21 protein-coding genes, 1 tRNA gene and 1 pseudogene are annotated in these 20,422 nt (G+C 73.8%); 11 read left to right on the top strand and 12 right to left on the bottom strand.

What is annotated here, in order from left to right; all coding sequences use genetic code 11:
- Positions 1-11 precede the first annotated feature (11 nt).
- Together AB0A69_RS01370 and AB0A69_RS01375 are read left to right on the top strand one after the other, a co-directional pair.
- On the top strand, positions 12-2,504 hold the full coding sequence (locus tag AB0A69_RS01370) for a phosphoribosyltransferase (RefSeq protein ID WP_361415138.1): 2,493 nt from the start codon (positions 12-14) through the stop codon (positions 2,502-2,504).
- On the top strand, positions 2,501-3,325 hold the full coding sequence (locus AB0A69_RS01375; RefSeq protein WP_361414034.1) for an HAD family hydrolase: 825 nt from the start codon (positions 2,501-2,503) through the stop codon (positions 3,323-3,325). Before AB0A69_RS01370 ends, AB0A69_RS01375 begins: the two co-directional genes overlap by 4 nt.
- Here the strand turns inward: AB0A69_RS01375 and AB0A69_RS01380 are convergent.
- The 4 genes from AB0A69_RS01380 to AB0A69_RS01395 form a co-directional block, all read right to left on the bottom strand.
- Positions 3,291-3,905, bottom strand: coding sequence for a DedA family protein (locus AB0A69_RS01380; RefSeq protein ID WP_361414037.1), 615 nt, complete (start codon positions 3,903-3,905; stop codon positions 3,291-3,293). The two genes, AB0A69_RS01375 and AB0A69_RS01380, sit on opposite strands and share 35 nt — an antisense overlap.
- Before the next feature lie 88 nt (positions 3,906-3,993).
- A complete protein-coding gene (locus AB0A69_RS01385; RefSeq protein WP_361414040.1) occupies positions 3,994-4,221 on the bottom strand; it encodes a zinc ribbon domain-containing protein in 228 nt (75 codons plus the stop codon).
- Between the two features lie 45 nt (positions 4,222-4,266).
- A complete protein-coding gene (locus AB0A69_RS01390; protein ID WP_361414043.1) occupies positions 4,267-5,643 on the bottom strand; it encodes a hypothetical protein in 1,377 nt (458 codons plus the stop codon).
- Positions 5,644-5,750: 107 nt separating this feature from the next.
- A complete protein-coding gene (locus AB0A69_RS01395; RefSeq protein WP_361414046.1) occupies positions 5,751-6,539 on the bottom strand; it encodes a DUF4097 family beta strand repeat-containing protein in 789 nt (262 codons plus the stop codon).
- Between the two features lie 197 nt (positions 6,540-6,736).
- Between AB0A69_RS01395 and AB0A69_RS01400 the strand changes: the two genes are divergently transcribed.
- The 5 genes and pseudogenes from AB0A69_RS01400 (at position 6,737) to AB0A69_RS01420 (ending at position 10,059) form a co-directional block, all read left to right on the top strand.
- Positions 6,737-6,811: transfer RNA gene (locus AB0A69_RS01400), tRNA-Val, on the top strand.
- 276 nt (positions 6,812-7,087) lie between these two features.
- On the top strand, positions 7,088-8,359 hold the full coding sequence (locus AB0A69_RS01405; RefSeq protein WP_361414049.1) for a WS/DGAT domain-containing protein: 1,272 nt from the start codon (positions 7,088-7,090) through the stop codon (positions 8,357-8,359).
- A 10-nt stretch (positions 8,360-8,369) separates the two neighbouring features.
- Positions 8,370-8,897 carry an SMI1/KNR4 family protein gene (locus AB0A69_RS01410; protein WP_361414052.1) on the top strand — a complete coding sequence of 176 codons (528 nt, stop codon included), beginning with the start codon at positions 8,370-8,372 and terminating at the stop codon, positions 8,895-8,897.
- Between the two features lie 43 nt (positions 8,898-8,940).
- Positions 8,941-9,462: a DUF6584 family protein gene (locus AB0A69_RS01415; RefSeq protein ID WP_361414055.1), complete on the top strand. Its 522-nt coding sequence runs from the start codon at positions 8,941-8,943 to the stop codon at positions 9,460-9,462.
- A 175-nt stretch (positions 9,463-9,637) separates the two neighbouring features.
- Positions 9,638-10,059 (top strand): annotated as a pseudogene (locus tag AB0A69_RS01420) (DUF6882 domain-containing protein).
- Between the two features lie 5 nt (positions 10,060-10,064).
- Here AB0A69_RS01420 and AB0A69_RS01425 read toward each other — a convergent pair.
- From AB0A69_RS01425 to AB0A69_RS01435, 3 genes are all read right to left on the bottom strand, one after another.
- Complete coding sequence (locus AB0A69_RS01425; protein WP_361414058.1) at positions 10,065-10,757, bottom strand: pentapeptide repeat-containing protein; 693 nt, start codon at positions 10,755-10,757, stop codon at positions 10,065-10,067.
- A gap of 258 nt (positions 10,758-11,015) precedes the next feature.
- On the bottom strand, positions 11,016-11,663 hold the full coding sequence (locus tag AB0A69_RS01430) for a hypothetical protein (RefSeq protein WP_361414061.1): 648 nt from the start codon (positions 11,661-11,663) through the stop codon (positions 11,016-11,018).
- Positions 11,664-11,889: 226 nt separating this feature from the next.
- Positions 11,890-12,213, bottom strand: a complete 324-nt coding sequence (locus tag AB0A69_RS01435; protein WP_361414064.1) for a hypothetical protein — start codon at positions 12,211-12,213, stop codon at positions 11,890-11,892.
- 240 nt (positions 12,214-12,453) lie between these two features.
- Here AB0A69_RS01435 and AB0A69_RS01440 point away from each other — a divergent pair, with 240 nt between their 5' ends.
- Positions 12,454-12,624, top strand: a complete 171-nt coding sequence (locus AB0A69_RS01440) for a hypothetical protein (RefSeq protein WP_361414067.1) — start codon at positions 12,454-12,456, stop codon at positions 12,622-12,624.
- Between the two features lie 42 nt (positions 12,625-12,666).
- Positions 12,667-12,912, top strand: coding sequence for a DUF2277 domain-containing protein (locus tag AB0A69_RS01445; protein ID WP_361414070.1), 246 nt, complete (start codon positions 12,667-12,669; stop codon positions 12,910-12,912).
- Here AB0A69_RS01445 and AB0A69_RS01450 read toward each other — a convergent pair.
- The 5 genes from AB0A69_RS01450 to AB0A69_RS01470 form a co-directional block, all read right to left on the bottom strand.
- Positions 12,884-13,468: a VTT domain-containing protein gene (locus AB0A69_RS01450; RefSeq protein WP_361414073.1), complete on the bottom strand. Its 585-nt coding sequence runs from the start codon at positions 13,466-13,468 to the stop codon at positions 12,884-12,886. The genes AB0A69_RS01445 and AB0A69_RS01450 overlap by 29 nt on opposite strands.
- Positions 13,469-13,532: 64 nt before the next feature.
- On the bottom strand, positions 13,533-14,024 hold the full coding sequence (locus tag AB0A69_RS01455) for a DoxX family protein (protein WP_361415140.1): 492 nt from the start codon (positions 14,022-14,024) through the stop codon (positions 13,533-13,535).
- Between the two features lie 125 nt (positions 14,025-14,149).
- Positions 14,150-16,042 carry an FAD/NAD(P)-binding protein gene (locus AB0A69_RS01460; RefSeq protein WP_361414076.1) on the bottom strand — a complete coding sequence of 631 codons (1,893 nt, stop codon included), beginning with the start codon at positions 16,040-16,042 and terminating at the stop codon, positions 14,150-14,152.
- Positions 16,043-16,209: 167 nt separating this feature from the next.
- Entirely contained in the window at positions 16,210-17,859 is a 1,650-nt protein-coding gene (locus tag AB0A69_RS01465) for an alkaline phosphatase D family protein (protein ID WP_361414079.1), read from the bottom strand.
- 95 nt (positions 17,860-17,954) lie between these two features.
- On the bottom strand, positions 17,955-18,611 hold the full coding sequence (locus AB0A69_RS01470) for an HNH endonuclease family protein (protein ID WP_361415142.1): 657 nt from the start codon (positions 18,609-18,611) through the stop codon (positions 17,955-17,957).
- A gap of 200 nt (positions 18,612-18,811) precedes the next feature.
- Here AB0A69_RS01470 and AB0A69_RS01475 point away from each other — a divergent pair, with 200 nt between their 5' ends.
- A complete protein-coding gene (locus AB0A69_RS01475) occupies positions 18,812-19,570 on the top strand; it encodes an ABC transporter permease (RefSeq protein ID WP_361414082.1) in 759 nt (252 codons plus the stop codon).
- Between the two features lie 241 nt (positions 19,571-19,811).
- Positions 19,812-20,396 carry a TMEM165/GDT1 family protein gene (locus AB0A69_RS01480; RefSeq protein ID WP_355354629.1) on the top strand — a complete coding sequence of 195 codons (585 nt, stop codon included), beginning with the start codon at positions 19,812-19,814 and terminating at the stop codon, positions 20,394-20,396.
- Positions 20,397-20,422 lie beyond the last annotated feature (26 nt).

Consider the following 20,422-nt stretch of genomic DNA (forward strand, 5'->3'; position numbering starts at 1 on the left):
ACGACGACGTGGTGTGGTCGGGCACATGGGTGGCCGAGCGGCTGGGCGTCGAACTGGACGGAGACCCCGCGCTGCGCGAGCTGCTGGGCCTGGCCCTGCGCCGCAACCCCAAGCGAGCGCACCTGCTCGTCTCGAACGTGCTCGGCAAGCACGTACCGCAGAGCCCGACGGTGGTGTGGCGTTCCGGTTACGACCTCGGCGTCCGTGTCCGTGAACTCCTCGGCCCCGCCGAGGCCCGGCGCGCCGTCGTCCTCGGTTACGCGGAGACCGCGACCGGCCTCGGCCACTCCGTCGCGGACGGGCTGGGTGTCGCGCCGTACCTGCACTCCACGCGCCGCCCGGTGCCGGGGGTCCCGCGCGCAGGCGGCTTCGAGGAGTCCCACTCGCACGCCACCTCGCACCTCCTGCTGCCCGAGGACCCGGAGCTGCTGGCGGGCGGCGGGCCGCTGATACTGGTCGACGACGAGTTCTCCACCGGGAACACCGTGCTCAACACGGTGCGGGCCCTCCACGAGAGCCACCCGCGCGACCGCTACGTGATCGTGGCCCTGGTCGACATGCGCGCCCCCGACGACCGCGCCCGGCTGTCCGCCTTCGCCGCCGAGATCGGCGCCCGGGTGGACCTGGTCGCGCTGGCCTCGGGCACCGTACGCCTGCCGGAGGGCGTACTGGAACGGGGCCAGGCGCTGGTCGCCGCGTACCCGCCGCCCGCGTCGCCGGTCGGTACGCCCGGTGCCGCGAGCCCCGGCGCGGTGCGCCGCGTGGAACTCGGCTGGCCCGCCGGAGTGCCCGACGGCGGCCGCCACGGCTTCACGCCGGACCACCGCGCCCGCCTCGACGCCGCGCTCCCGGCCATGGCGGAACGCCTCGCGGAAGCGCTGGACCTGCCGGCGCCGGCCTCCATCCCCGCGGGCCCCGATACTCCACCCCGCGTGCTCGTCCTCGGCTCCGAGGAGCTCATGTACGCGCCCCTCGCGCTCGCCGTCGCCCTGGAGCGGCGCGCCGGAGCCCCCGAGGTGCGCTACTCCACCACCACCCGCTCGCCCGTCCTCGCCGTCGACGACCCCGGCTACGCCATACGCACCCGGCTCGTCTTCCCCGCCCACGACGACCCTGCCGACGGGCCCGGCGACCGGTACGTCTACAACGTCGCGGGCGCCGGCTTCGACGCCGTCGTCGCCGTCGTCGACTCCGCCGCCGACACGCCCGCCCTGCACGCCCCGGACGGGCTGCTGGCCCAACTCGCCGCCCACATACCGCGCGTCGTGCTCGCCGTCGTACCGTCGTACGTCCCGGAACCCGAACCCGACCCCGCATCCGACTCCCCATCCAACTCCGCATCCGAATCCGAAACGGACCTCATGCTGCCCGAGCCCCTCCGCGGCCCCGCCTTCTCCTCCTACGCCCCGGACGAGGTCGGCTGGCTCCTCCAGGACCTCTCCGACGTCGAGCTGGAGGCGCCCACCGAGGAGCGGGAGGAGGCGATCCAGCGCGGCGGCGCGCACTACGCCGAGTCGCTGCCCGTCGAGTACCAGCCGACGCCGCAGTACCAGGAGCTGTACCGGGCCGCGCTCACCGCGTCCGCTGTGCGCATCGCCCGCGCCGTCGGCACCGTCACCGAGACCGTCCTCGCGGAGCGGTCGCCGCGGCCGGTGCTGGTCTCGCTCGCGCGCGCCGGCACGCCCGTCGGGGTCCTCATGCGCCGCTGGGCGCGCCACCGCCACGGCCTGGACCTGCCCCACTACGCCGTCTCCATCGTGCGCGGCCGCGGCATCGACGCCAACGCGCTGCGCTGGCTCGCCGCCCACCACAACCCCGCCGACGTCGTCTTCGTCGACGGCTGGACCGGCAAGGGCGCCATCACCCGCGAACTGGCCGAGGCGCTGAGCGACTTCCCCGGCTTCGACCCGGAGATCGCGGTCCTCGCCGACCCCGGCTCCTGCGTGCGCACCTATGGCACCCGCGAGGACTTCCTGATCCCCTCCGCCTGCCTCAACTCCACCGTCTCCGGGCTGATATCGCGCACCGTGCTTCGCGCCGACCTGGTCGGCCCGGCCGACTACCACGGCGCCAAGTACTACCGCGAGCTCGCCGCGGCGGACGTCTCCCGCGACTTCCTCGACACCGTCACCGCCCGCTTCGAGGAGGTGACCGACGCCGTCGACGCCGACGTCAAGGAGCTCCTCGCCACCGACCGGACCCCGACCTGGGAGGGCTGGGCGGCAGTCGAGCGGATCAGCGAGGCGTACGGCATCCACGACGTCAACCTCGTCAAGCCGGGTGTCGGCGAGACCACGCGCGTCCTGCTGCGCCGCGTCCCCTGGAAGATCCTCGCCCAGCGCGGCGCGGGCGCCGACCTCGACCACGTACGCCTCCTCGCCCACCAGCGCGGCGTACCGGTCGAGGAGGTCGACGGCCTGCCGTACACGTGCGTCGGCCTCATCCACCCCCAGTACACGCGGGGCGCCACCGGCGCCGACGGCAAGGCGGTCTCTAGCCGATGACCGCCGTGACGATGGTCGCCAGCGACCTCGACCGCACCCTCATCTACTCGCCCGCCGCCCTCGGCCTGACCATGCCGGACGCCGACGCGCCGCGCCTGCTCTGCGTCGAGGTCTACCAGCACAAGCCGCTGTCGTACGTGACCGAGGCCGCCGCCACGCTCCTCGCCGACCTGCCGCGCCACGCCGTCTTCGTACCGACCACCACCCGCACGCGCGAGCAGTACCACCGCATCAAACTCCCCGGCCCGGCGCCGGAGTACGCGATCTGCGCGAACGGCGGGCACCTCCTCGTCGACGGCGTCACCGACGCCGGCTGGCAGCGCACGGTCGCCGGCCGCCTCGCCGACGAGTGCGCCACGCTGGAGGAGGTCCGTGCCCACCTGCTGGCCGCCGCCGACCCCGCCTGGCTGCTCAAGGAGCGGGTCGCCGAGGAGCTCTTCGCCTACCTCGTCGTCGAGCGCGCCCTGCTGCCGGCGGGCTGGGTGAAGGAGCTCGCCGAGTGGGCGGAGGAGCGCGGCTGGACCGTGTCCCTCCAGGGCCGGAAGGTGTACGCCGTGCCGAAGCCGCTCACCAAGAGCGCGGCCATGCGGGAAGTGGCCCGACGCACCGGCGCGTCCCGCGTCCTGGCGGCGGGGGACTCCCTCCTCGACGCGGACCTGCTGCTCGCCGCCGACCGGGCCTGGCGGCCGGGCCACGGGGAGCTCGCCGACACGGGCTGGAGCGCGGACCACGTCGACGTGCTGGAGGAGAAGGGCGTCGTCGCGGGCGAGGAGATCCTGCGCCGCTTCATCCGCTCCGCCGCGCTCCCGTACCCGGCCTGAGCAGCCGTACGGCCACGAAGACGACGACCGCGCCCGCTGCCGTCACCAGCACGGCGGTGGAGTAGAGGGAGACGTAGCGGGTGACGTCGGCCCAGTTGTCGCCGAGGGCGTAACCGGCGAGCACGAAGGCGGTGTTCCAGATCGCGCTGCCGGCCGTCGTCAGCACGAGGAAGAGGGGGAGGGGCATCCGCTCGATCCCGGCGGGAACGGAGATGAGGGAACGGAAGACCGGGATCATCCGCCCGAAGAACACCGCCTTGGTGCCGTGCCGGGCGAACCATGCCTCCGTCCGCTCGATGTCGGCGGCCTTCACCAGCGGCAGCCGCACGGCGAGGGAGACCATACGGTCCCGGCCGAGCGCCGCCCCGGCACCGTAGAGCGCGAGCGCGCCGATCACCGAGCCGGCGAGGGTCCACAGCAGCGCGGCGGTCAGGCTCATCCGGCCGGTGGCGGAGGCGAAGCCCGCCAGCGGGAGGATCACCTCGCTCGGGATCGGCGGGAAGAGGTTCTCCAGGGCGATGGCCACTCCGGCGCCTGGCGCGCCCAGCGTGTCCATGAGGCTGTTGATCCAGCGTTCCATGGAGCCACGCTAGGGACCGGTGGCTGAAGGGACCCTGAAGCCTTCCCCGCCGCCTCCGCCGAAACCTCCGGGAGGCCGCGGCCTCCGGCTAGCCGCAGCACCCGCCGCCGCAGCACCCACCGCCACCGCCACCGCCGGCGGCCGGTGCGGGCGCGGCCCCCTTCGAGGCGACGCCGCCGACGGCGACGGTCGACAGCAGCTTGACGGTGTCGTCGTGCCCGGCGGGGCAGGCGGCGGGAGCGGAGGACTCGGCCATGGGCCGGCTCAGCTCGAAGGTGTCGCCGCAGCTGCGGCAGCGGTATTCGTAACGAGGCATGGACCCAGGTTAACGAGGCGTACGCCCGTGCGGAGCCCGTCCGGCTCAGACCCCTCGCCTGCCGGCGCCCGGAGTCCCGCCGCCCCCAGCGCGCTCCTCCCTGATCAGTTCCACCACGTGCGCCACGGTCGCCCGCACGGCCTCGGTCTCCTTCAGGAAGTGCCAGTAGTCGGGGTGGGGGCCCGCCTCCAGCCCGGCGACGGCCCGCTCCAGTCGGGCGACCGAGTCGTCCAGGGGGCGCGCGTGACGGGGATCGGGGGTGTTGCGGCCGGCCATGGCGAGGCGCTGGGCGTCGCGGATGGCGAAGCGGGTGCGCTCGATCTCCTGCTGAGGATCCCCCGCCACGGCGTCGAGCCGCCGCAGCCGCTCACCGGCGGCCGATACGGCTTCGTCGGTGCTGTTCAGCACCGCCCGCACCGTGCCGAGGAGCGCGGTGGCGTCCGCCCAGCGCTGCTCGGCGTGAGCCTTGGCCGCCTCCTCCAGCTTCTCCTCCGCCTGACGGACGCCGCGCGCCGCCTGCTCGGGGACGGGCTGGAGGTCCTGCCAGCAGGCGAGGGTGAACCGGCGGCGGAGCTCACTGAGGACCGGCTCCACGGAGGCGGCGCGGTTGCCGAGCGCCTGCGCGCGGGTGCGGAGGGAGACGAGCCGCTTGGCCATCTCGGCGGCACGCTCCGGCAGCCGCTCGGCCTCCCCGCGTACCGCCTCGGCGTCGCGTACGACCCGGTCGGCGCGCTGCAGCGTCTCGGCGACACCGTGCCGGCCCGCGCCCTCGTTGAGCTTGGTCAGCTCGGGCGCGAGGGAGGCGAGCCGCGCCGCGAGATCGTCCGCGCGCATGCCGGAGCCGCGCACCGCGTCGAGAGCGGTGCTCGCGGACAGCAGCGCCGCCCGCGCGCGCTCCACCGCCGGCGCCAGCCGCGACAATTGCGTCTCCGCCTGGTCGAGCAAGGGCCGCAGCCCCTGCTCGAACCGGTCCAGCTCGCCCTTGACCCGCACGAGCTCGTCCTTGGCGCGGTCCAGCTCGCCCCGCGCCCTGGCGGCGGTGGAGCCGTCGAGGTCGTCCCGGTCCAGGTCGTACGCGTCCACCGCCGTGATGTACGCGTGGCTCACCTCGTCGATGCGCCGTCCGAGCTCCGCGAAGTCGTCCACGGCCCGCCGCGCGGGCGGCGACCCGTCGACCGCGGTGATCGTCTCGATGGAGATCCGCAGGTCCCGCTGCGCACTGTCCAGCTCGTAGAACGCCGCGGCCGCGGCATCCTTGGCCGCCTGCGCCTCGGCCCTCCGGCTGTCGCCCCGCCCGCCGAACCAGCGCCGGGTGCCGCCGCCCGCGAAGGCGGCCGGCGCGGCGGCGATCAGGAGCGGCACAGGCAGCAGCACCAGCGCGAGGACGTCCGTCGCGTACCGCCGCGCGTGTGTCGCCGTCACATCCCGCTCCCGTGCCGTGTCCGCCCCTGCCCGGTCATTCTCCCACCAGGTAAGGACGAACACACGGGCCGTTCAGTTCGCTCCGTCGGTGCACCGGATCCGCCCGGTCAGCGCGGCGAGTCCGCCGTTCGCACGGTGATGTGCCCGTTGTCGCTCCGTGCCTTGACTATGTGAGGGCTGCTCCCGTCGCGGGGCACGTCGACCTTCACCTCGCCGTGGTCACTGCGCGTCTCGACGGCGTACGCGGTCTTCCCGCGGGGCAGCTCCACCGTGATCTCGCCGTTGTCACTGGTGGTCTCCACCCGCTGAGGCGCCGCCCCGAACGCGAGCCGCATCACGCCGTTGTCCGCCCGCGCGATCACGCTCTTCGACACGGCCCGCTCCACGACGATCTCGCCGTTGTCGCTCTGCAGCTCCAGCGGCCCCGTGGCGTCCCTCACGACGACCCGGCCATTGTCGGCCTGCACCTTCAGCGCCGTACGGAACCCGTCGGCGCTCACGCTCCCGTTGTCCCCCTGCACGGTGACGGCGACCCCGCGTGGCACCTTCACCTCGTGCCGCGACTGACAGTCGCTGATCACGGCGTCGCACTTCACGCGCAGCGTGAGCTTCCCGCCCTCCAGCCGCCAAGTCGGCGTGGGCCCCTCGCCCGCGACGACCCACCCGTCGATCTGCCGGCTGACCTCCACGTCCTTCACATCGGCCGACACCAGCACCAGCTCGGAGTTCTCCGAGTCGATGGTCAGCACCTCCCCCTCGAACGCGAACACCTTCCTCTCGACCGGCGCGCCCGCCACATCGGCCTCACCGCACCCGGTGACCCCCACCGCGACGAGCGCGGCCCCGCCGACGGCGGCAAAAGTACGAATACGGCGACGCGTACGGCGTCCGGTCACGATGAACCCCCAGGTAGAGCTGCTGTGTCCCCTTTACGCTACGTAACCGCGCGCCCGACCGCGATCCGGGGACCCACCCTTCCCGGGGTAGGGACAACCCCCGCACGTCACTGTGGCCGGCCACGCCTCAGGCCACGGGTTTGCCACGGGTTTGCAGGACACACCAGGGAGCGATGTACGCTGTTGCCTCACTCCACGGGTGCGTAGCTCAGGGGTAGAGCGCTGCTCTTACAAAGCAGATGTCGGCGGTTCGAAACCGTCCGCGCCCACCAGTGCACAGAGACCCCCAGCCGATCATGGCTGGGGGTCTTCGCATCTCTGTCCGGCAGCGACGGCGATGCCGCTCACGGCCGGGAAGATGAGGTACCAGTCCTCTCGGCGCAGTTCTGCAGAGCCCCACTCAATGCGGACGACTCCCTGCGCCATGGAGCAGGCGTAGGCGACGAGGCTCGGCCCTAGAGTGGCTCCCCCGGAGTCGACGGTGTCTCTGCGGGACGGCTGGTCTCGGGTGTTGCCGTTTCGGGCGGGGCGGATCGGGTGGAGCGGGCATGTTCGTGGCGATGTCGCCGGTGGACGCGATGCTGGCCGGTCTTCAGCGGCGGCATGGCATGCCGTGGACCCTTGCCGCCGTTCTCTCCGTGGAGGGGGCGCCCCTGTCCGTGCCGGAGGTCGCGGAGTTGGTGGCGCGGCGGTGGAGGAACGTCGGGCGGTTGTGGTGGAGCGCCGCCGACGACGGGACGTATCGGTGGTGCGCGGCGGGGCGCGGGGAGGAGTCGCCGCCGGTGTCCGCGCTGCGGGTTCCGCCGGGTGGGTCCCTGCCGGGGGTGGTGTCCTCGTTGCTGGAGCGGGCTCTGCCCGAGCGGCCCGGGGGGTTGCTGTGGGAGGTGCGCCTGCTGCCGTGGCAGGAGGGTCGGCAGACGCTCGTGTTCCTCGTCCACCACGCCCTGCTGGACGGCTCGTCGGTGGGCACGGTGATGCGTCTGCTGTGCGACGACGCCGGTGGACTCACCGGTGAACAGGTCGCCGCCGCCCGGGAGACCGAGTGCGGTCCGCGGTTCGCACGGCGCCTCCGGGAGGAGGTCGCGTGCCTGCGCGGGGTCGTCGTCCCCGCGTCCGTCACGCGCCGCCCCACAGGGACGGGCCGGTCTGCGGCCTGGTCCACGGTCGACGACGACGTGGTGCAGCGGGCGCGGCGCGCCGCGGGCGAGGCGACGGTGACCGTGAACGACGTCGTGCTGGCCGCCTTCACGGGGGCTCTGCGCGCGGTGCCGGCCCGCCGGCCCGGGGCGTGGCCGCCGGTGAGGGCGTACGCGGCGGTGCCGGTCGACCTGCGGCCGCACTTGGGGCTGGAGCACCGGCTGGGCAATGTGGTGTCGTCGGTGCGGCTGCGGCTCCCCCTGGAGGTGGACGACCCCGTCGGCCGTCTGCGCGCGGTGCACCGCGCCATGGCCGTGAACAAGGCGCGCGGGCGGGCGAGGGGAGGGCTGTCCTTGGTGACGGCGCTGGGCTCGCGTCTCGGGCCGCGGGCGCTGGACACCGTCGGCGAGTGGCTGATGGCGAACCCCCGGATGGCCACCGTCTCCTGCTCCAACTTCCGGCTCAGCGAGGCGCCGCTGCGTCTGACCGGCCGGCGGGTCGGCGCGCTGCACGTGGTCTCCTGCCTCCCGCCCCGGATGGGCGTCCTGGCCGCCTTCACCTCGTACGCCGGCACCCACACCTTCTCCGTGACGGCCCAGCGGGAGAGCGCCACCCACGCCGTCCGACTCGCTGAGCGCTTCGCCCACGAGGTGGTCCGGCTGGCGTCGCGGGCCCCTCGCTAGTCTGTTCGGCGTGACAGCGTGCGCAGACCGGCAGTTCCCCTCCGCGCTCGCCGCCGCGCTGGCGGTCGGGTTCGACTACGCCGACGGTGACGGCGTCGACTTCGAGCCCTTCGAAGCCTTCCTCTGCGCCGAGGAGACAACCGACTGGTTTCGGGCGTGGACCGGCAACGGCGAGGTGGACGGCGACCACTTCCGCGTGTTCGGGCAGGACGGCTCCGGCGGGTACGCGGCGGTGTGGCTGGTCCGGCCCGGCCGGCCGCTGGTCGAGCAGCCCGTCGTCTTCCTCGGCTCCGAAGGGGAGACCGGCGTCGTCGCACGCGATCTGGGCGCCTTCTTGTGGCTGTTGGCCGACGGCTTCGGCCCTTGGGAGGCGGCCACCCCGTACGCGTCCGACCGGGGTCCCCGCCCCCATCGCGAACTGACGGCCGTCGCGGAGCGTTGGGCACCGAACCACCGGGCGCCGGCGGCTGCCGTGATCGAGCAGGCCGCGTCGGAGTTCCCCGACTTCGACGACCTCATCATGGGGCTCTGCCGCTGAAACCGGTTCGACGGCGGCCGCCGCGGTAGCCGATCATACGTTCATGCCCCTGAGAGACACCCTCGCCCGGGTCGAGGCCGACCTGGCCGTCGGCCGTGTGCCCGTCGCGCGCCAGCGCCTGCGCGGACTGGTGTCGTCCTTCCCGAACGACCTGGCGCTGCGCCGGCGCCTGGCCGAGGTGTACCGGCTCTACGGCGACGCCGCGGAAGCCGGCCGCTGGATGTACCTCGAGGAGGACCGGGACGAGGCCGAGACCGCCGCTTTCGAGGCGCGCTACCGCACGGCTTTGTGGCGCATGCGCGCACTCGCCTGGCGCGGCCCTGAGTCCCTCGCCCCCTCCGCCTTCGCGCGGGAGCAGCTGGCGGCGGTACGAGCAGCCTGTTCCGAGGCCGTGGGGCGCGACGTCGACTGGGACGCGGTGCCGTTCGACGAGGAGGTGTCCGAGGCGGAGAAGGGCGACGGCGGGTGGTCCGTCTCCGGCGTCCTGGCCGGGGCAGGCTGCCTGGTGGCGGTCCTCGCCTTCCTCGCGATCTGGGTCAACGGGCTCGTCGCCCTCTTCGACTGACCCTCCCGGCGGGCGCCGTCGTCCCTGCTCACTGGCAGACCACGGCATGGGTATGTTCAAGCGGGTCGGCAAGCGGGAGAGCGCGGCACAGGGTCAGGCCGCGCCTCAAGCCGCCGACCTGAGCGAGCTGCTGCTGCAGGGCGAGGACATGATCGAGCAGTCGGCTCGCGCACACATGTCCTGGGGGCTGGGGTCGGCCGACCGGTGGGGCCTGGACCAGGAGACCGGCCTCATCACCTGGACCTTCCCCGACCGGACCGCGACGGCTCCCGCCCAGATCCTCGGCAGTTTCAGCCCGTCGTCACGCTCCTGGCTGTGGGCCTGGGCGAGCGAAAGCATCCTTCCCGGCATGAGCCGCGACGCCGGACGTTCCGGGACTGGGCCGAGACCCACGGCCACGGGGGACTCGCCCAGCCGGAGATCGACGCGGACGAGTCGACCGCCTCCGCCCTCGTGGCCGTCGCCGTCCGGATCACCGGGGCGACCGGCTACTACCGGGCCCCTGGGAGCAACTCCGTCCTGATCATCACGTTCGGACCGGTCACCCTGACGGCCGCGGACGGCAGCACCTCCACGTTCACCGTCGGTATCGACTGACGCGCTCACCGCGCGCCGTCGACCGGCATCGCCTCCACCCGTACGCCCAGCTGTGCCGCGAACGCCGGCGCGAGGTCGAGCAGTTGGGACGGGCTGATCACCGCGCCGGAGAGGCGGTCGACGCCGCGCGCGATGTCCAGGTCTCCGGCCGCCCGCAGGTCCACGTCCGCCATGAGGGCGCCGCTGAAGTCGGCCTGCCGCAGTGCGCAGTCGCGGAAGGCCACCCGCTCCAGTCGCGCCCCCGCGAAGTCGGGATCGACCAGTACGCAGCCGTCGAAGACCACGTCCTTCAGCCGGGCCTGCCGCAGGTTCAGGTAGTCGATCTTGCCGCCGCGTACGACGACCCGCTCCAGTGTCGCGCCGTGCAACTGGAGCCCGCCGAACCGCACGTCGGCCAGCTCCACATCCCGGAGCGACGCCTCGGCGAGGTCGACACCGATCCCGCGGACGCTCGTCAGGAGGCAGTCGGCGAACCGCGCCCGCCGCAGGGAGGTCTCGTCCAGTGAGCACCGGATCAGGGCGCACTCCGTGAAGCGGGCGCCCCGCCCGTTCTGCCCGTGCAGGTCGACGTCGGTGAACTCCAGCTCGTCGTACGCCTCGTCCACCGCGAGCGCGCCGTCCGCGTACGGCCGCAGCGGAGGCAGCCGGATGTCGGGGAGCCGGGGTTCTCGGGTCCTGTCCGTCTTGCGTGTCGTCATGTCCGCCACCGTCACATGAGCTGTGACCTGTGAGTTGTGGCCCCTGGGCCGTTGCCGTTGCCGTTGCCGTTGCCGTGAACTGCGAACCGCGGCCCGTGAACCGTGGGCTGAGCTGAGGGGGGCGGGATTGCGGCCTGCGACACAGTCCCGAGATGGCTTCCGGGGACCTTTGTGCCCGCCCCCCTTGACCGCGGACCTCGAGGGTTCTCTGACCGGTCTGCACTCGGCGGCACAGTAGCAGGCGTCGGCAGCGTGGGTTCAGCCGCTGATCCAGAACAGCAGGGTGTCCATGGTGTGGCCGTACCTCAGGGCGCTCTGCCACTCCTCGTGCTCGGTCTCGAATATCTCGATGAGGCGCTTGGCGTCGTACGTGAAGGCGTCGTCCATGCGGTCCAGTACGGCCGTGTACGCGTCGGCGACCGCCTTGGCCTTCGACAGGGGGAGGTGGCCGATGGCCGGGTAGCCGTCCACGGGGCCCGGGATGGGGAACGGGATCCCGTCGGGCAGGTCCGCGTAGAGGATGCGGTGCGGCAGCAGCTCGGTGGGGACTCCGAGGCGGGCGAGCTCGTCGTCCATGCGCCCGAAGAACGTGGACGGCTTGGAATAGACGCCCACGTCGATGGGGTCGGAGCCGGTGCACTCGATGATGGACAGCAGCGCGGTGTAGTAGGCGTTGCCCACGTACGGGCCCTCCGCGTCGGCCCGTCCGGCGACCAGGTGCTCCAGGGCCTGCGGGACGGTGAGGCCCCAGTCGATGTCCTGGTGGTCCAGGCGTCGCTGGGTGGCCTCGGCGTGCTGCCGCATCTCGTCGAGCATGCGCCGCTGGTGGTCGGTCGGCTCGCCGCCCCGCAGATAGGCGAGCGTGCTGCTCAGAGTGATGGTCTTCCGGGTGATCACGTGGCTCATGCGGCCATGGTGGCAGGCGCCACTGACAACGCCGCCGACGTGGTCAGGAGTTGGGGCGCTTGCCGTGGTTCGCCTTGCGGTTCTTGCGGGCGCGGCGCTTGTTTCCTCGCTTGGACATGGTGCTTGCCTCCCTGATGCGGAGTACGTCGGTCCGTTACGTGGGTCCCCTTCGAGCGTAGGTCCGCACGGTCTCCTCCGCACGGGCGGAGCCCCGCGGCGGCCGCGATCAGACCGTGGCCGCCCGCACCACCACCAGGAGCATCAGCACGAGGGGCGGTACGAGCCACCACCGGCCCAGCACGCGGCGCCGCGAGGGCAGCAGGGCGAGGAGGACGGCCCAGAAGCCGAGGAACAGGACGAAGAGGCAGACGGCGTCGATGCCGGCGTAGGCGCCGTCGTCCCAGACCCCCTGGGGCTGGGTGCGGTAGGCCGCGAAGCACAGTCCCGCCATCAGGACGTCGAGGATCACCAGGGGGACGCCGACAACCCAGCGCAGAGGCGTGCGGTCCCCCTCCGGGTCGTAGGGGAGGTGCGGCAGATCGGGCTTCACTCGGCGCCGGTCCTCGCTCCGGGGGTGCGCTCCCGGCGGTCACACCGTGATCGTCGCATCCGCCCACCCTAAGCCGCCCGCGCGCCGCCCGTCGCCGCCGTCGCGCACGCGACCGCCCGGCCCGCGTGCGCGACGGAGCGTGCCGTGGCCGCATCGGGCGCGCGCCCTGCCGGAGCGGAGGGGGAGGTTCCACGCTGGAGGAGGGGGACCTTGGCGTCGGAGAAGCAGGAGGCGAGAGTCATGGCTCGTACGCAGTCCCCGTGCGGTGCGCCGACCAAGGACGGCGGCACGTGCAGGCGGCTGGCCATGGTCGGGGTCGCGCGGTGCAACCTGCACCGCGCGGACTGGGCCACGTACCCGGCCGAGCGCTTCAGGGAGGAGCAGCGGGAGCGGGAACGCCGCGGCGGCTGAAGCGGCGCGGCGGCTGAAGCGGCGCGGGGGCAGACTGGAGGCATGTGCCGCAGCATCAAGACCCTCCGCCCGCCCGCGCTCTCCCACGAGGCGACCGGCGAGGACATCCGCGCCGCCGCCCTCCAGTACGTACGCAAGGTCTCCGGCTTCCACGTCCCCGCCGCGCACAACCGCGAGGTGTTCGAGCGGGCCGTGGAGCAGGTCGCCGAGGCGACCCGCGCGCTGCTGGACGACCTCGAGGTGCGCGGCTCCAGGAGCCCTAGGAAGCAGGAGCAGGGCGCCGCATGACGTAGGCCGCCAGGCTGCCGGCCAGGGCGAGCGCCACGGCCGAGACCGCCACGGCCGTCCAGGTGGCGCCGAGCCACTGGCCGCCGAGGTAGCCGAGGCCCACGCTGTACGTCGCCCAGACGACGCCGGCCAGCGCCGACCACGGCAGGAACTCGCCGGGTTCGCGGCGTGCCGCGCCCGCGCCCAGGGAGACCACCGAGCGGCCCGCCGGGGCGAAGCGCGCGAGGACGACGAGGAGGCCGCCACCGCGGGCAAGCGCCGCGCCGAGACGTTCCTGCGCGGTGGTCAGGCGGCGCGAGCGGGCGATGGCCCGGTCGAGGCGGGCGCCGCCGCGCCGGGCCAGGGCGTACGCCGCGAGGTCGCCGGCGAGGGAGGCGGCCGCCGCGCACAGCGTCAGGGTGAGCAGGGAACCGGTGCCGGTGGCGGCGGCGGTGGCGGCCGTGACGACCAGGACGCCGCTCGGCAGGACCGGCAGGAAGACGTCGAGGACGACGGATACGGCGACGGCCGCGTAGATCCATGGGTCGGCGGTCAGCGACCCCACGCTTTCGAGCACTTCACTCCCCGGTCCCGCGCCGCAGGGCGGCTGCACAGGCCCAGAGCGTACGCCCGGCGGGGTGTCAGACGGCGACCGGGTCGCCCTTCTTGTCGCGCTCGTCCGCGCCCGCGTGCGCCTCCGTCCTGCCGAACTCCTGCGCCACGGCCGCGGACCCGCGCGAGGTGAAGAGCGCGTCCAGGGCCAGCGCGCCCGGGCCCGTGAACACCAGCAGCAGCAGCGCCCAGCAGAAGAGCGCCGACGCCTCGCCGCCGTTCTCCAGCGGGAACAGGCCCATGGGCTGGTGGACCGCGAAGTACGCGTACGCCATCGAGCCCGAGGCGAGGAAGGCGGCCGTCCGCGTGCCCAGGCCGACCAGCACCAGGGCGCCGCCGACGAGCTGGATCACCGCCGCGTACCAGCCGGGCCAGGCGCCGGCCGGGACGGTGCCGCCGCCGACCGCGCCGCCGAGGACGCCGAAGAGCGAGGCGGCGCCGTGGCAGAGGAAGAGCAGGCCGACGACGACGCGGAACAGGCCGAGGGCGTAGGGGCGGGCCTGGTCGAGGCGGTCCGTCAGCGTGGACGTGGACCTGGACGTGGACGTGGACCTGGACCTGGACGTGGGGGTGGACGGGGGCGGGGACACGGGTGCGGACATGGGGGTGCTCCTGTTCGGCGGGGACGTACCGATGAGGCCCCAGGTTAGGTCGCCCTCACCATTGCTTGCAACTTCAACAATCGGACTGTGTCAGGTCGCGCGGCGGCCTGCAGCGCCGCCCGCGCCACCGCGTCCGCGTCCGACAGGGTCACCGAGTCGACGCCCGGCCGGGCGCCCGCCGCCGTGACCCAGTGCACCCCCTCCGTCGGCACGCCCACCGCGAACCGCCGCGGGTGCACCCGCCCGTGTCGGTCGATCAGGCGGTACGGGCGCGGCGTGACGTCCAGGCCGCCGGTGTCGTACCCGTCGACCACGTGCGTACGGCACGCGCCCGTCGCCAGCAGGTCCGCGAGGAGGGCGTCGCCGGTACGGCGCAGGTCCGGCTCGGGCAGCCGTGCCTCGATCAGGGCGGTCGCCGCCACGGCCGAGCCGGGCACCTCCGGTGACTCCGCGACGAAGGTGCCGGCCTCGGTGCGGACGCGCAGGTGCGGGCCGACCACGTCCAGCACCCCCGCCTCGATGAGCGCCGCCATCTCCTCGATGCGGCGGCGCGGCGGGCCGATGGACAGGAAGGCGTTCAGCGGCGTGTACCAGCGGTCGAGGTGGTCGCGGCGCGACGCGCCCGACAGGCCCGCGTGGTCCACGATCTGCCGCAGCTCGTTGCGGATGTCGCGCAGCACGTCCAGCGCCGCCTTCAGCGGGCCCGTGACATTGCCGAGCGCCGCCTGGGCGGCGTCCCGGCGCAGGTACGCGAGCAGCCAGGCGCGGTGTTCGGCCGGCGAGCGGAACGTTTCGTCGCCGTACGGGCGCGCGAGCCGGTCCCAGCACCAGCGGTCGGCTGCGGCCACGCCGTACGCGTCCAGGGCCGCCTCCGGGTCGGCCAGGTACCGGGTGCGGAACCCGAGGGCGGTGGTGCCCGAGCGGGCCGGCAGCAGCTTCTCGTAGTACGCCGTCTCCACCTCGCGCGCCACCAGCGGCCAGACCTCGGCCAGGAAGTCCGGTGGATCGCCCGCCTCCGCCCGCTTGCGGAACGTCTCGATGACGTCCGGCGTCAGCAGCACCGGCTCGTGCCGCTCCGACGCGCCCTTCTCGTTGTCGCCGCGCGCCTGGTACGGCACACCGCGCCGTGACCCCGCGTACAGGCGCGGCTCGCGCCCCGACGGGCGGTACACCAGCCCGGAGCCCGAGCCCGTCCGCTCGAAGGTACCGCCGCGGCCCTCCGTCAGCAGTGCCATGTGGTCGAAGAAGTTGAGGCCGAGGCCGCGCAGCAGCACCGGCTCCCCGGCCGCGAGGCCGGAGAGGTCGAGGTCCGCGGGGTTGGCGGGCGGGAAGTAGCGCAGGCCGTGGCGTTCCGCGTACGCGCCCAGCTCCGCCTCCGTCCGGCCGGCGGCCGACGGCAGGTGACCCTGCGCGAGGACGACCGCGGCGAGGCCGGTCAGCGCCGTGCCGTCGTCCAGCTCCAGGGTCTGCGGCCCGTCGGGCCCGTCGGGGCCGTCCGTCAGGCGCACGGCCCGGGCCCGGTGCACCCGTACGGTCACCTCCGGCGGCGCCTCGCGCACCGTGCGCGTGAACGCCCACTCCAGGTAGGCGCCGTAGCAGGCGCGCGTCGGGTAGTCGTCGGGGCCGAGACCGTACGAGCGGGTGGCGGCCCACTCGTAGAGGCTCGGCCCCCGGCGTATCGGGCCCTCGCAGCGCACGCTGTCGTCGGTGAAGACGGTGACCTGGGAGGCGACCGTGTTCATCAGCAGCTCGGCGGGCTGGTCGGTGCGCCAGACGCGCCCGGCGCCCGGCGGGGCGGGGTCGACGACGTGGACCGTCAGCGGGGCTCCTGGGGCCAGCTCCGGCACGGAGGCGCAGAGCCTCTCCAGCACCGACGTACCGCGGGGGCCGGCGCCGACCAGGGCTATGGCAGGGGCGAGTGCGGGCGGAACGGACAAGACACGGACTCCCCAGGCAGGCGGGTGCGGCAAGCGGAACGCTCATCATGCCGGTGCCGCCGCCCCCGCCGAAGCCTTGGTGAGAGCTTCACTGTCCGCTGTGTGCGGGATCGCGGCATGCCTGTACGGGACATTCACCGGACGTTCACAGGCGCGGCGGCGCACCCTTACGCGCCCCGCGTCACCGCTTCCTCCTGGACGGTCACCAGTCCGCCCCCCTCCCGCGCGTGCTCCAACCGCAGCCGCGCCGAGCGCCCGCGCAGCGTCAGCGTCATCAGCTGGTTGCCGAACCACGGCCCGCCCGTGCGGCGCCAGTCGACCACCGGGCGCGGTGCCCGCCCGTGGCGCCGCAGCACGTGCCCGAGCACCCGCCCCGCCCCGCTCCAGCCGAAGCGGAACCCCCAGCGCAGCGAGCCCGGGATGCGGTTGTGCACCGGCGAGCAGGTCAGTTGCAGCACCCGGGAGCGCGGCGCCGCCTCGCGCCACACCGGCTCCGCGACGTATGCGTGGTGCACGTCGCCCGACAGCACGCACACCGTCGCCGGGGCGTCCGGCCCGCTGCCCGCCTCCGCCAGCAGCCGCGCCAGCCGCTCGAACGACTCCGGGAACGCCGACCAGTGCTCCAGGTCCGCCTTCCGGCGCACGGCCTCCGAGAACCGCGCCCAGCGCGCCCCCCGCTCACCCCGGCACAGCGCCGCGTTCCAGCCCTCCGCGTCGTGCATCAGGGGCGGCAGCAGCCACGGCAGCGAGGTACCGATCAGCAGGTGGTCGCAGGCGGCCCGGTCGGCCAGCGCCTCGTCGCGCAGCCACCGCTCCTCCGCCTCGTCGAGCATGGCCCGCCGCCGCTCGTCGAGCACCCGGCCCGCCCGGGTGTCCACCATCAGCAGCCGCGTCCGCCCGAAGTCCCGCCGGTAGCTCCACCGCACCCGCGCCGGGTCCTCGTCCGCCTCCGCCGCGAACCGCCGCAGCACCTCCGTCCCGTCGGGCGCCACGCGCACCGCCGCGTACAGCGGGTCGGCGTCCAGTTCGTCGGGGGAGAGGTTGCCGAGGTGCTGGTAGACCCAGTACGACATCAGCCCGCTGAGGATCCGATCCCGCCACCACCCCGTGCGGCGCATGTCGGCGACCCAGGCGGCGCTGGTGTTCCAATCGTCAACCACGTCGTGGTCGTCGAAGATCATGCAACTGGGCACGGTGGACAGCAGCCAGCGCACGCCCGAGTCCTGCCAGGACTCGTCGTAGAGGTAGGTGTACTCCTCGTAGTCCGCCACCTGCTCCCCCGGCGGCTCGCGCAGGTCGCGGCGGGCGCCCAGCCGTCGGCGCGTGGCGGCGGACGTCTCGTCGGCGTACACCTGGTCGCCGATGAGGAGCAGCACGTCGGGGCGCTCGGCGGTGGGGTCGGCGGCCAGGCGGGCGGCGAGCTTGTCCAGCGCGTCCGGGCCCACCGGGTCCTTGCCGTCGCCCGGCGGCGCGGACCAGCGGCACGAGCCGAAGCAGATCCGCAGCGGGTCGGTGCCGCCCGCGCCGGGCGTGGTGATGGTGCTCGCCGGGTACCGCGCATCGGCCGGCGGCCACACCCGGTGGCCGTCCAGCAGCACCTCGTACGGGGTCGTGGTGCCGGGCGACAGGCCGGTGACCTGGACCAGCGCGTAGTGGTGGCCGGCGACCCGGAAGGTGCGGGTCTCGCCGTCGGCGCCGTCGGCGCAGCGGACCTCGGCCGTGCAGGGGCGGTCCGTCTCGACCCAGACGGTGGCGCGGCCGCCGCCGTTCCAGTCGACGTACCGCAGTACCGGCCCCAGTCGTAGTCCGGCTGCCATGTGCGGCCTCCTCGCCCGGCGTCCTCCGTCGCCCCGTACCCCCTACGGTACGGAACGACGGAGGCCCGGTGTCGGCGGTCCGGCGGTCCCGCGGTTCAGCAGCCGTTGAGGACCGACTGCAGCGCGCTCTTCTCGGCCGTGTCCACGCTGAGGTTCCAGTGGTGCTTCACGTGCACCCACATCCGGGCGTACGTGCAGCGGTACGCGGTGCGGGGCGGCAGCCACTCGGCCGGGTCGAGGTCGCTCTTGGCCTGGTTGACGTCGTCGGTGACGGCGATGAGCTGCGGACGGGCGAGGTCGTTGGCGAACGCCTGACGCTGGGAGGTCGTCCAGCCGCTGGCGCCCGAGCGCCAGGCCTCGGCGAGGGCGACGACGTGGTCGATGTCCAAGTCGGACGCGGCCTTCCAGGTGGCGCCGTCGTACTCCGAGTACCAACTCCCGCTGACCGCAGCGCAGGAGGAGTCCTGGACGACGTTGACGCCGTCGCGCTTGAGGACGACCTCGCGGGTGTTGCAGGTGCCGGACTGGGTGCTCCAGTGCGGGAACAGGTCGCGGCTGTAGCCGCTGGAGGAACCTTCCGCCCGGACCGTGAGCTGGCCCAGGTACGTACGGGCGGTGGCCGCGCTGATCGGGGTCGGCGGGGCGGCCTGGGCGGTGGGGGCGGTGGCCAGCACGCCGGTGGCGGTGAGGGCGGCGGAGGCGGTGAGCAGGGCGGTTCGACGGGCTATTCGACGCGCGTAGACACCGGACATGACACCGGACATGGGTGACTCCCTTGGGATGTGGGGGTGTTGGCCGCTCGCCCGTTCGGGCGCTCGGTCATCGTGGTGGCGCCAGGTTTCCCCGGGGGATGCGCCGGGTTACAGAGTGGCGACGTGTGCACGTCACATCAAGAGGTGTGCCCGGTTTCTGACGTCCCGGCACCTGCCTTGTCCGGCTTTAGGGTTGACGTGTGCTGCTGCCCGTCAACGCCACGTTCGCGGCTGTTCTGGCCGTCCTGCTCGCCGTCGCCGCCACCGTCGTGGCCGTCGCCCGGCTCCGGCCGCCGCGCGACACCGTCACCGCGGGCGTCCGGGCGGCGGTGCAACTCGCCGCCGTCTCCTTCGTCATCGGCTGGGTCGTCCGGGCCGTGCCCCTGCTGCTCGCCTTCCTGCTGCTGATGTACGCCGTCGCCGTACGCACCGCCGGGCGCCGGGTCACGCCCAACGGCACCTGGTGGTGGGCGGCCGTGCCGATCGCCGCCGGGGTCGTCCCGGTCGTCGCGGCCCTGCTGCTGACCGGGCTCGTACCGGTCAAGGGCATCGCGCTGATCCCGGTCACCGGCATCCTCATCGGCGGCGCGCTCACCGCGACCGTGCTCGGCGGGCGCCGCGCCCTGGACGAGCTGGCCACGCGCCACGGCGAGGTGGAGGCGGGGCTCGCGCTGGGGCTGCTGGAGCGCGACGCGCGGCTGGAGGTCGCGCGGGAGGCGGCGGCGGACGCCCTGCTGCCGGGGCTCGACCAGACGCGGACGGTGGGGCTCGTCACCCTGCCCGGCGCCTTCGTGGGGATGCTGCTGGGCGGCGCGGCGCCGCTGGAGGCGGGGGCGGTGCAGCTGTTCGTGCTGGTGGGGCTGATGGCGGTGCAGGCGGTCGCGGTGGCGGCGGTGCTGGAGCTGATCGCGCGCGGGAAGCTGCACCGGGAGGAGCTCCGCGAGCGGCCCCCGGGATGAGGATCCCGTACCCTGGACGGAGCAGAAGGGGAGTAGCTCTTCGCCGGAACGTCGACATACTGCTGGGCCACGCGCCCGGCCGGCGCCCGGAGGCGGCCTCGTCAGGGGCCCGCCAGCGAGACCTTCGGCAACAGCAGTGCCATGAAACATGCCCGACATGCCCATGGTGCCGCCGTGCCGAAGCGACCCCTGACACGTCTCTTCTCGGTGCGGCGGTGCCCGACCGATTGAGGAACCATCCGTGCTCAGCCTCACCATCACGGCGATCACCTTCGGCGTCGTCTTCCTCGCCGAGCTTCCCGACAAGACCGCGCTCGCCGGGCTCATGCTGGGCACGCGCTACCGCGCCTCCTACGTCTTCGCGGGTGTCGCCGCGGCCTTCGCCGTCCACGTCGCCCTGGCCGTCGCCGCCGGCAGTGTGCTGACCCTGCTGCCGCACCGGCTGGTGCAGGCGCTGGTGGGCGTGTTGTTCCTGTGCGGGGCGGCGGTGTTGCTGCTGAAGAAGGGCGACGAGGGCGAGGAGAAGATCAAGGCCCCGGCCGACCAGTCCTTCTGGAAGGTCTCCGGGGCGGGCTTCATGCTGATCCTGGTCGCGGAGTTCGGCGACCTGACGCAGATCATGACCGCGAACCTCGCCGCCCGCTACGACAGCCCGCTCTCCGTCGGCCTCGGCGCCGTCCTGGCCCTGTGGGCGGTCGCCGGAATCGGCATCCTGGGCGGCCGCACGCTCATGAAGTACGTGCCGCTGCGGCTGATCACCAAGGTCGCCGCCTGCCTGATGCTGGCGCTGGCGGGCTTCAGCCTGTACGAGGCGCTGGCGCCGTAGCCCGCCGGGCGACGGGCCGTGAGCGC

This window comes from Streptomyces sp. NPDC045431 (assembly GCF_040646655.1).
GTDB lineage: Bacteria > Actinomycetota > Actinomycetes > Streptomycetales > Streptomycetaceae > Streptomyces.

What these genes read in the sequence shown, in the direction of transcription:
- AB0A69_RS01440 (WP_361414067.1), top strand. Translation starts at nt 12,454, where the DNA reads ATGGCTCGTACGCAGTCCCCGTGCGGTGCGCCGACCAAGGACGGCGGC.
- AB0A69_RS01375 (WP_361414034.1), top strand. Translation starts at nt 2,501, where the DNA reads ATGACCGCCGTGACGATGGTCGCCAGCGACCTCGACCGCACCCTCATC.
- AB0A69_RS01445 (WP_361414070.1), top strand. Translation starts at nt 12,667, where the DNA reads ATGTGCCGCAGCATCAAGACCCTCCGCCCGCCCGCGCTCTCCCACGAG.
- AB0A69_RS01470 (WP_361415142.1), bottom strand. Translation starts at nt 18,611, where the DNA reads ATGTCCGGTGTCTACGCGCGTCGAATAGCCCGTCGAACCGCCCTGCTC.
- AB0A69_RS01425 (WP_361414058.1), bottom strand. Translation starts at nt 10,757, where the DNA reads ATGACGACACGCAAGACGGACAGGACCCGAGAACCCCGGCTCCCCGAC.
- AB0A69_RS01380 (WP_361414037.1), bottom strand. Translation starts at nt 3,905, where the DNA reads ATGGAACGCTGGATCAACAGCCTCATGGACACGCTGGGCGCGCCAGGC.
- AB0A69_RS01405 (WP_361414049.1), top strand. Translation starts at nt 7,088, where the DNA reads ATGTTCGTGGCGATGTCGCCGGTGGACGCGATGCTGGCCGGTCTTCAG.
- AB0A69_RS01465 (WP_361414079.1), bottom strand. Translation starts at nt 17,859, where the DNA reads ATGGCAGCCGGACTACGACTGGGGCCGGTACTGCGGTACGTCGACTGG.
- AB0A69_RS01385 (WP_361414040.1), bottom strand. Translation starts at nt 4,221, where the DNA reads ATGCCTCGTTACGAATACCGCTGCCGCAGCTGCGGCGACACCTTCGAG.
- AB0A69_RS01430 (WP_361414061.1), bottom strand. Translation starts at nt 11,663, where the DNA reads ATGAGCCACGTGATCACCCGGAAGACCATCACTCTGAGCAGCACGCTC.
- AB0A69_RS01415 (WP_361414055.1), top strand. Translation starts at nt 8,941, where the DNA reads ATGCCCCTGAGAGACACCCTCGCCCGGGTCGAGGCCGACCTGGCCGTC.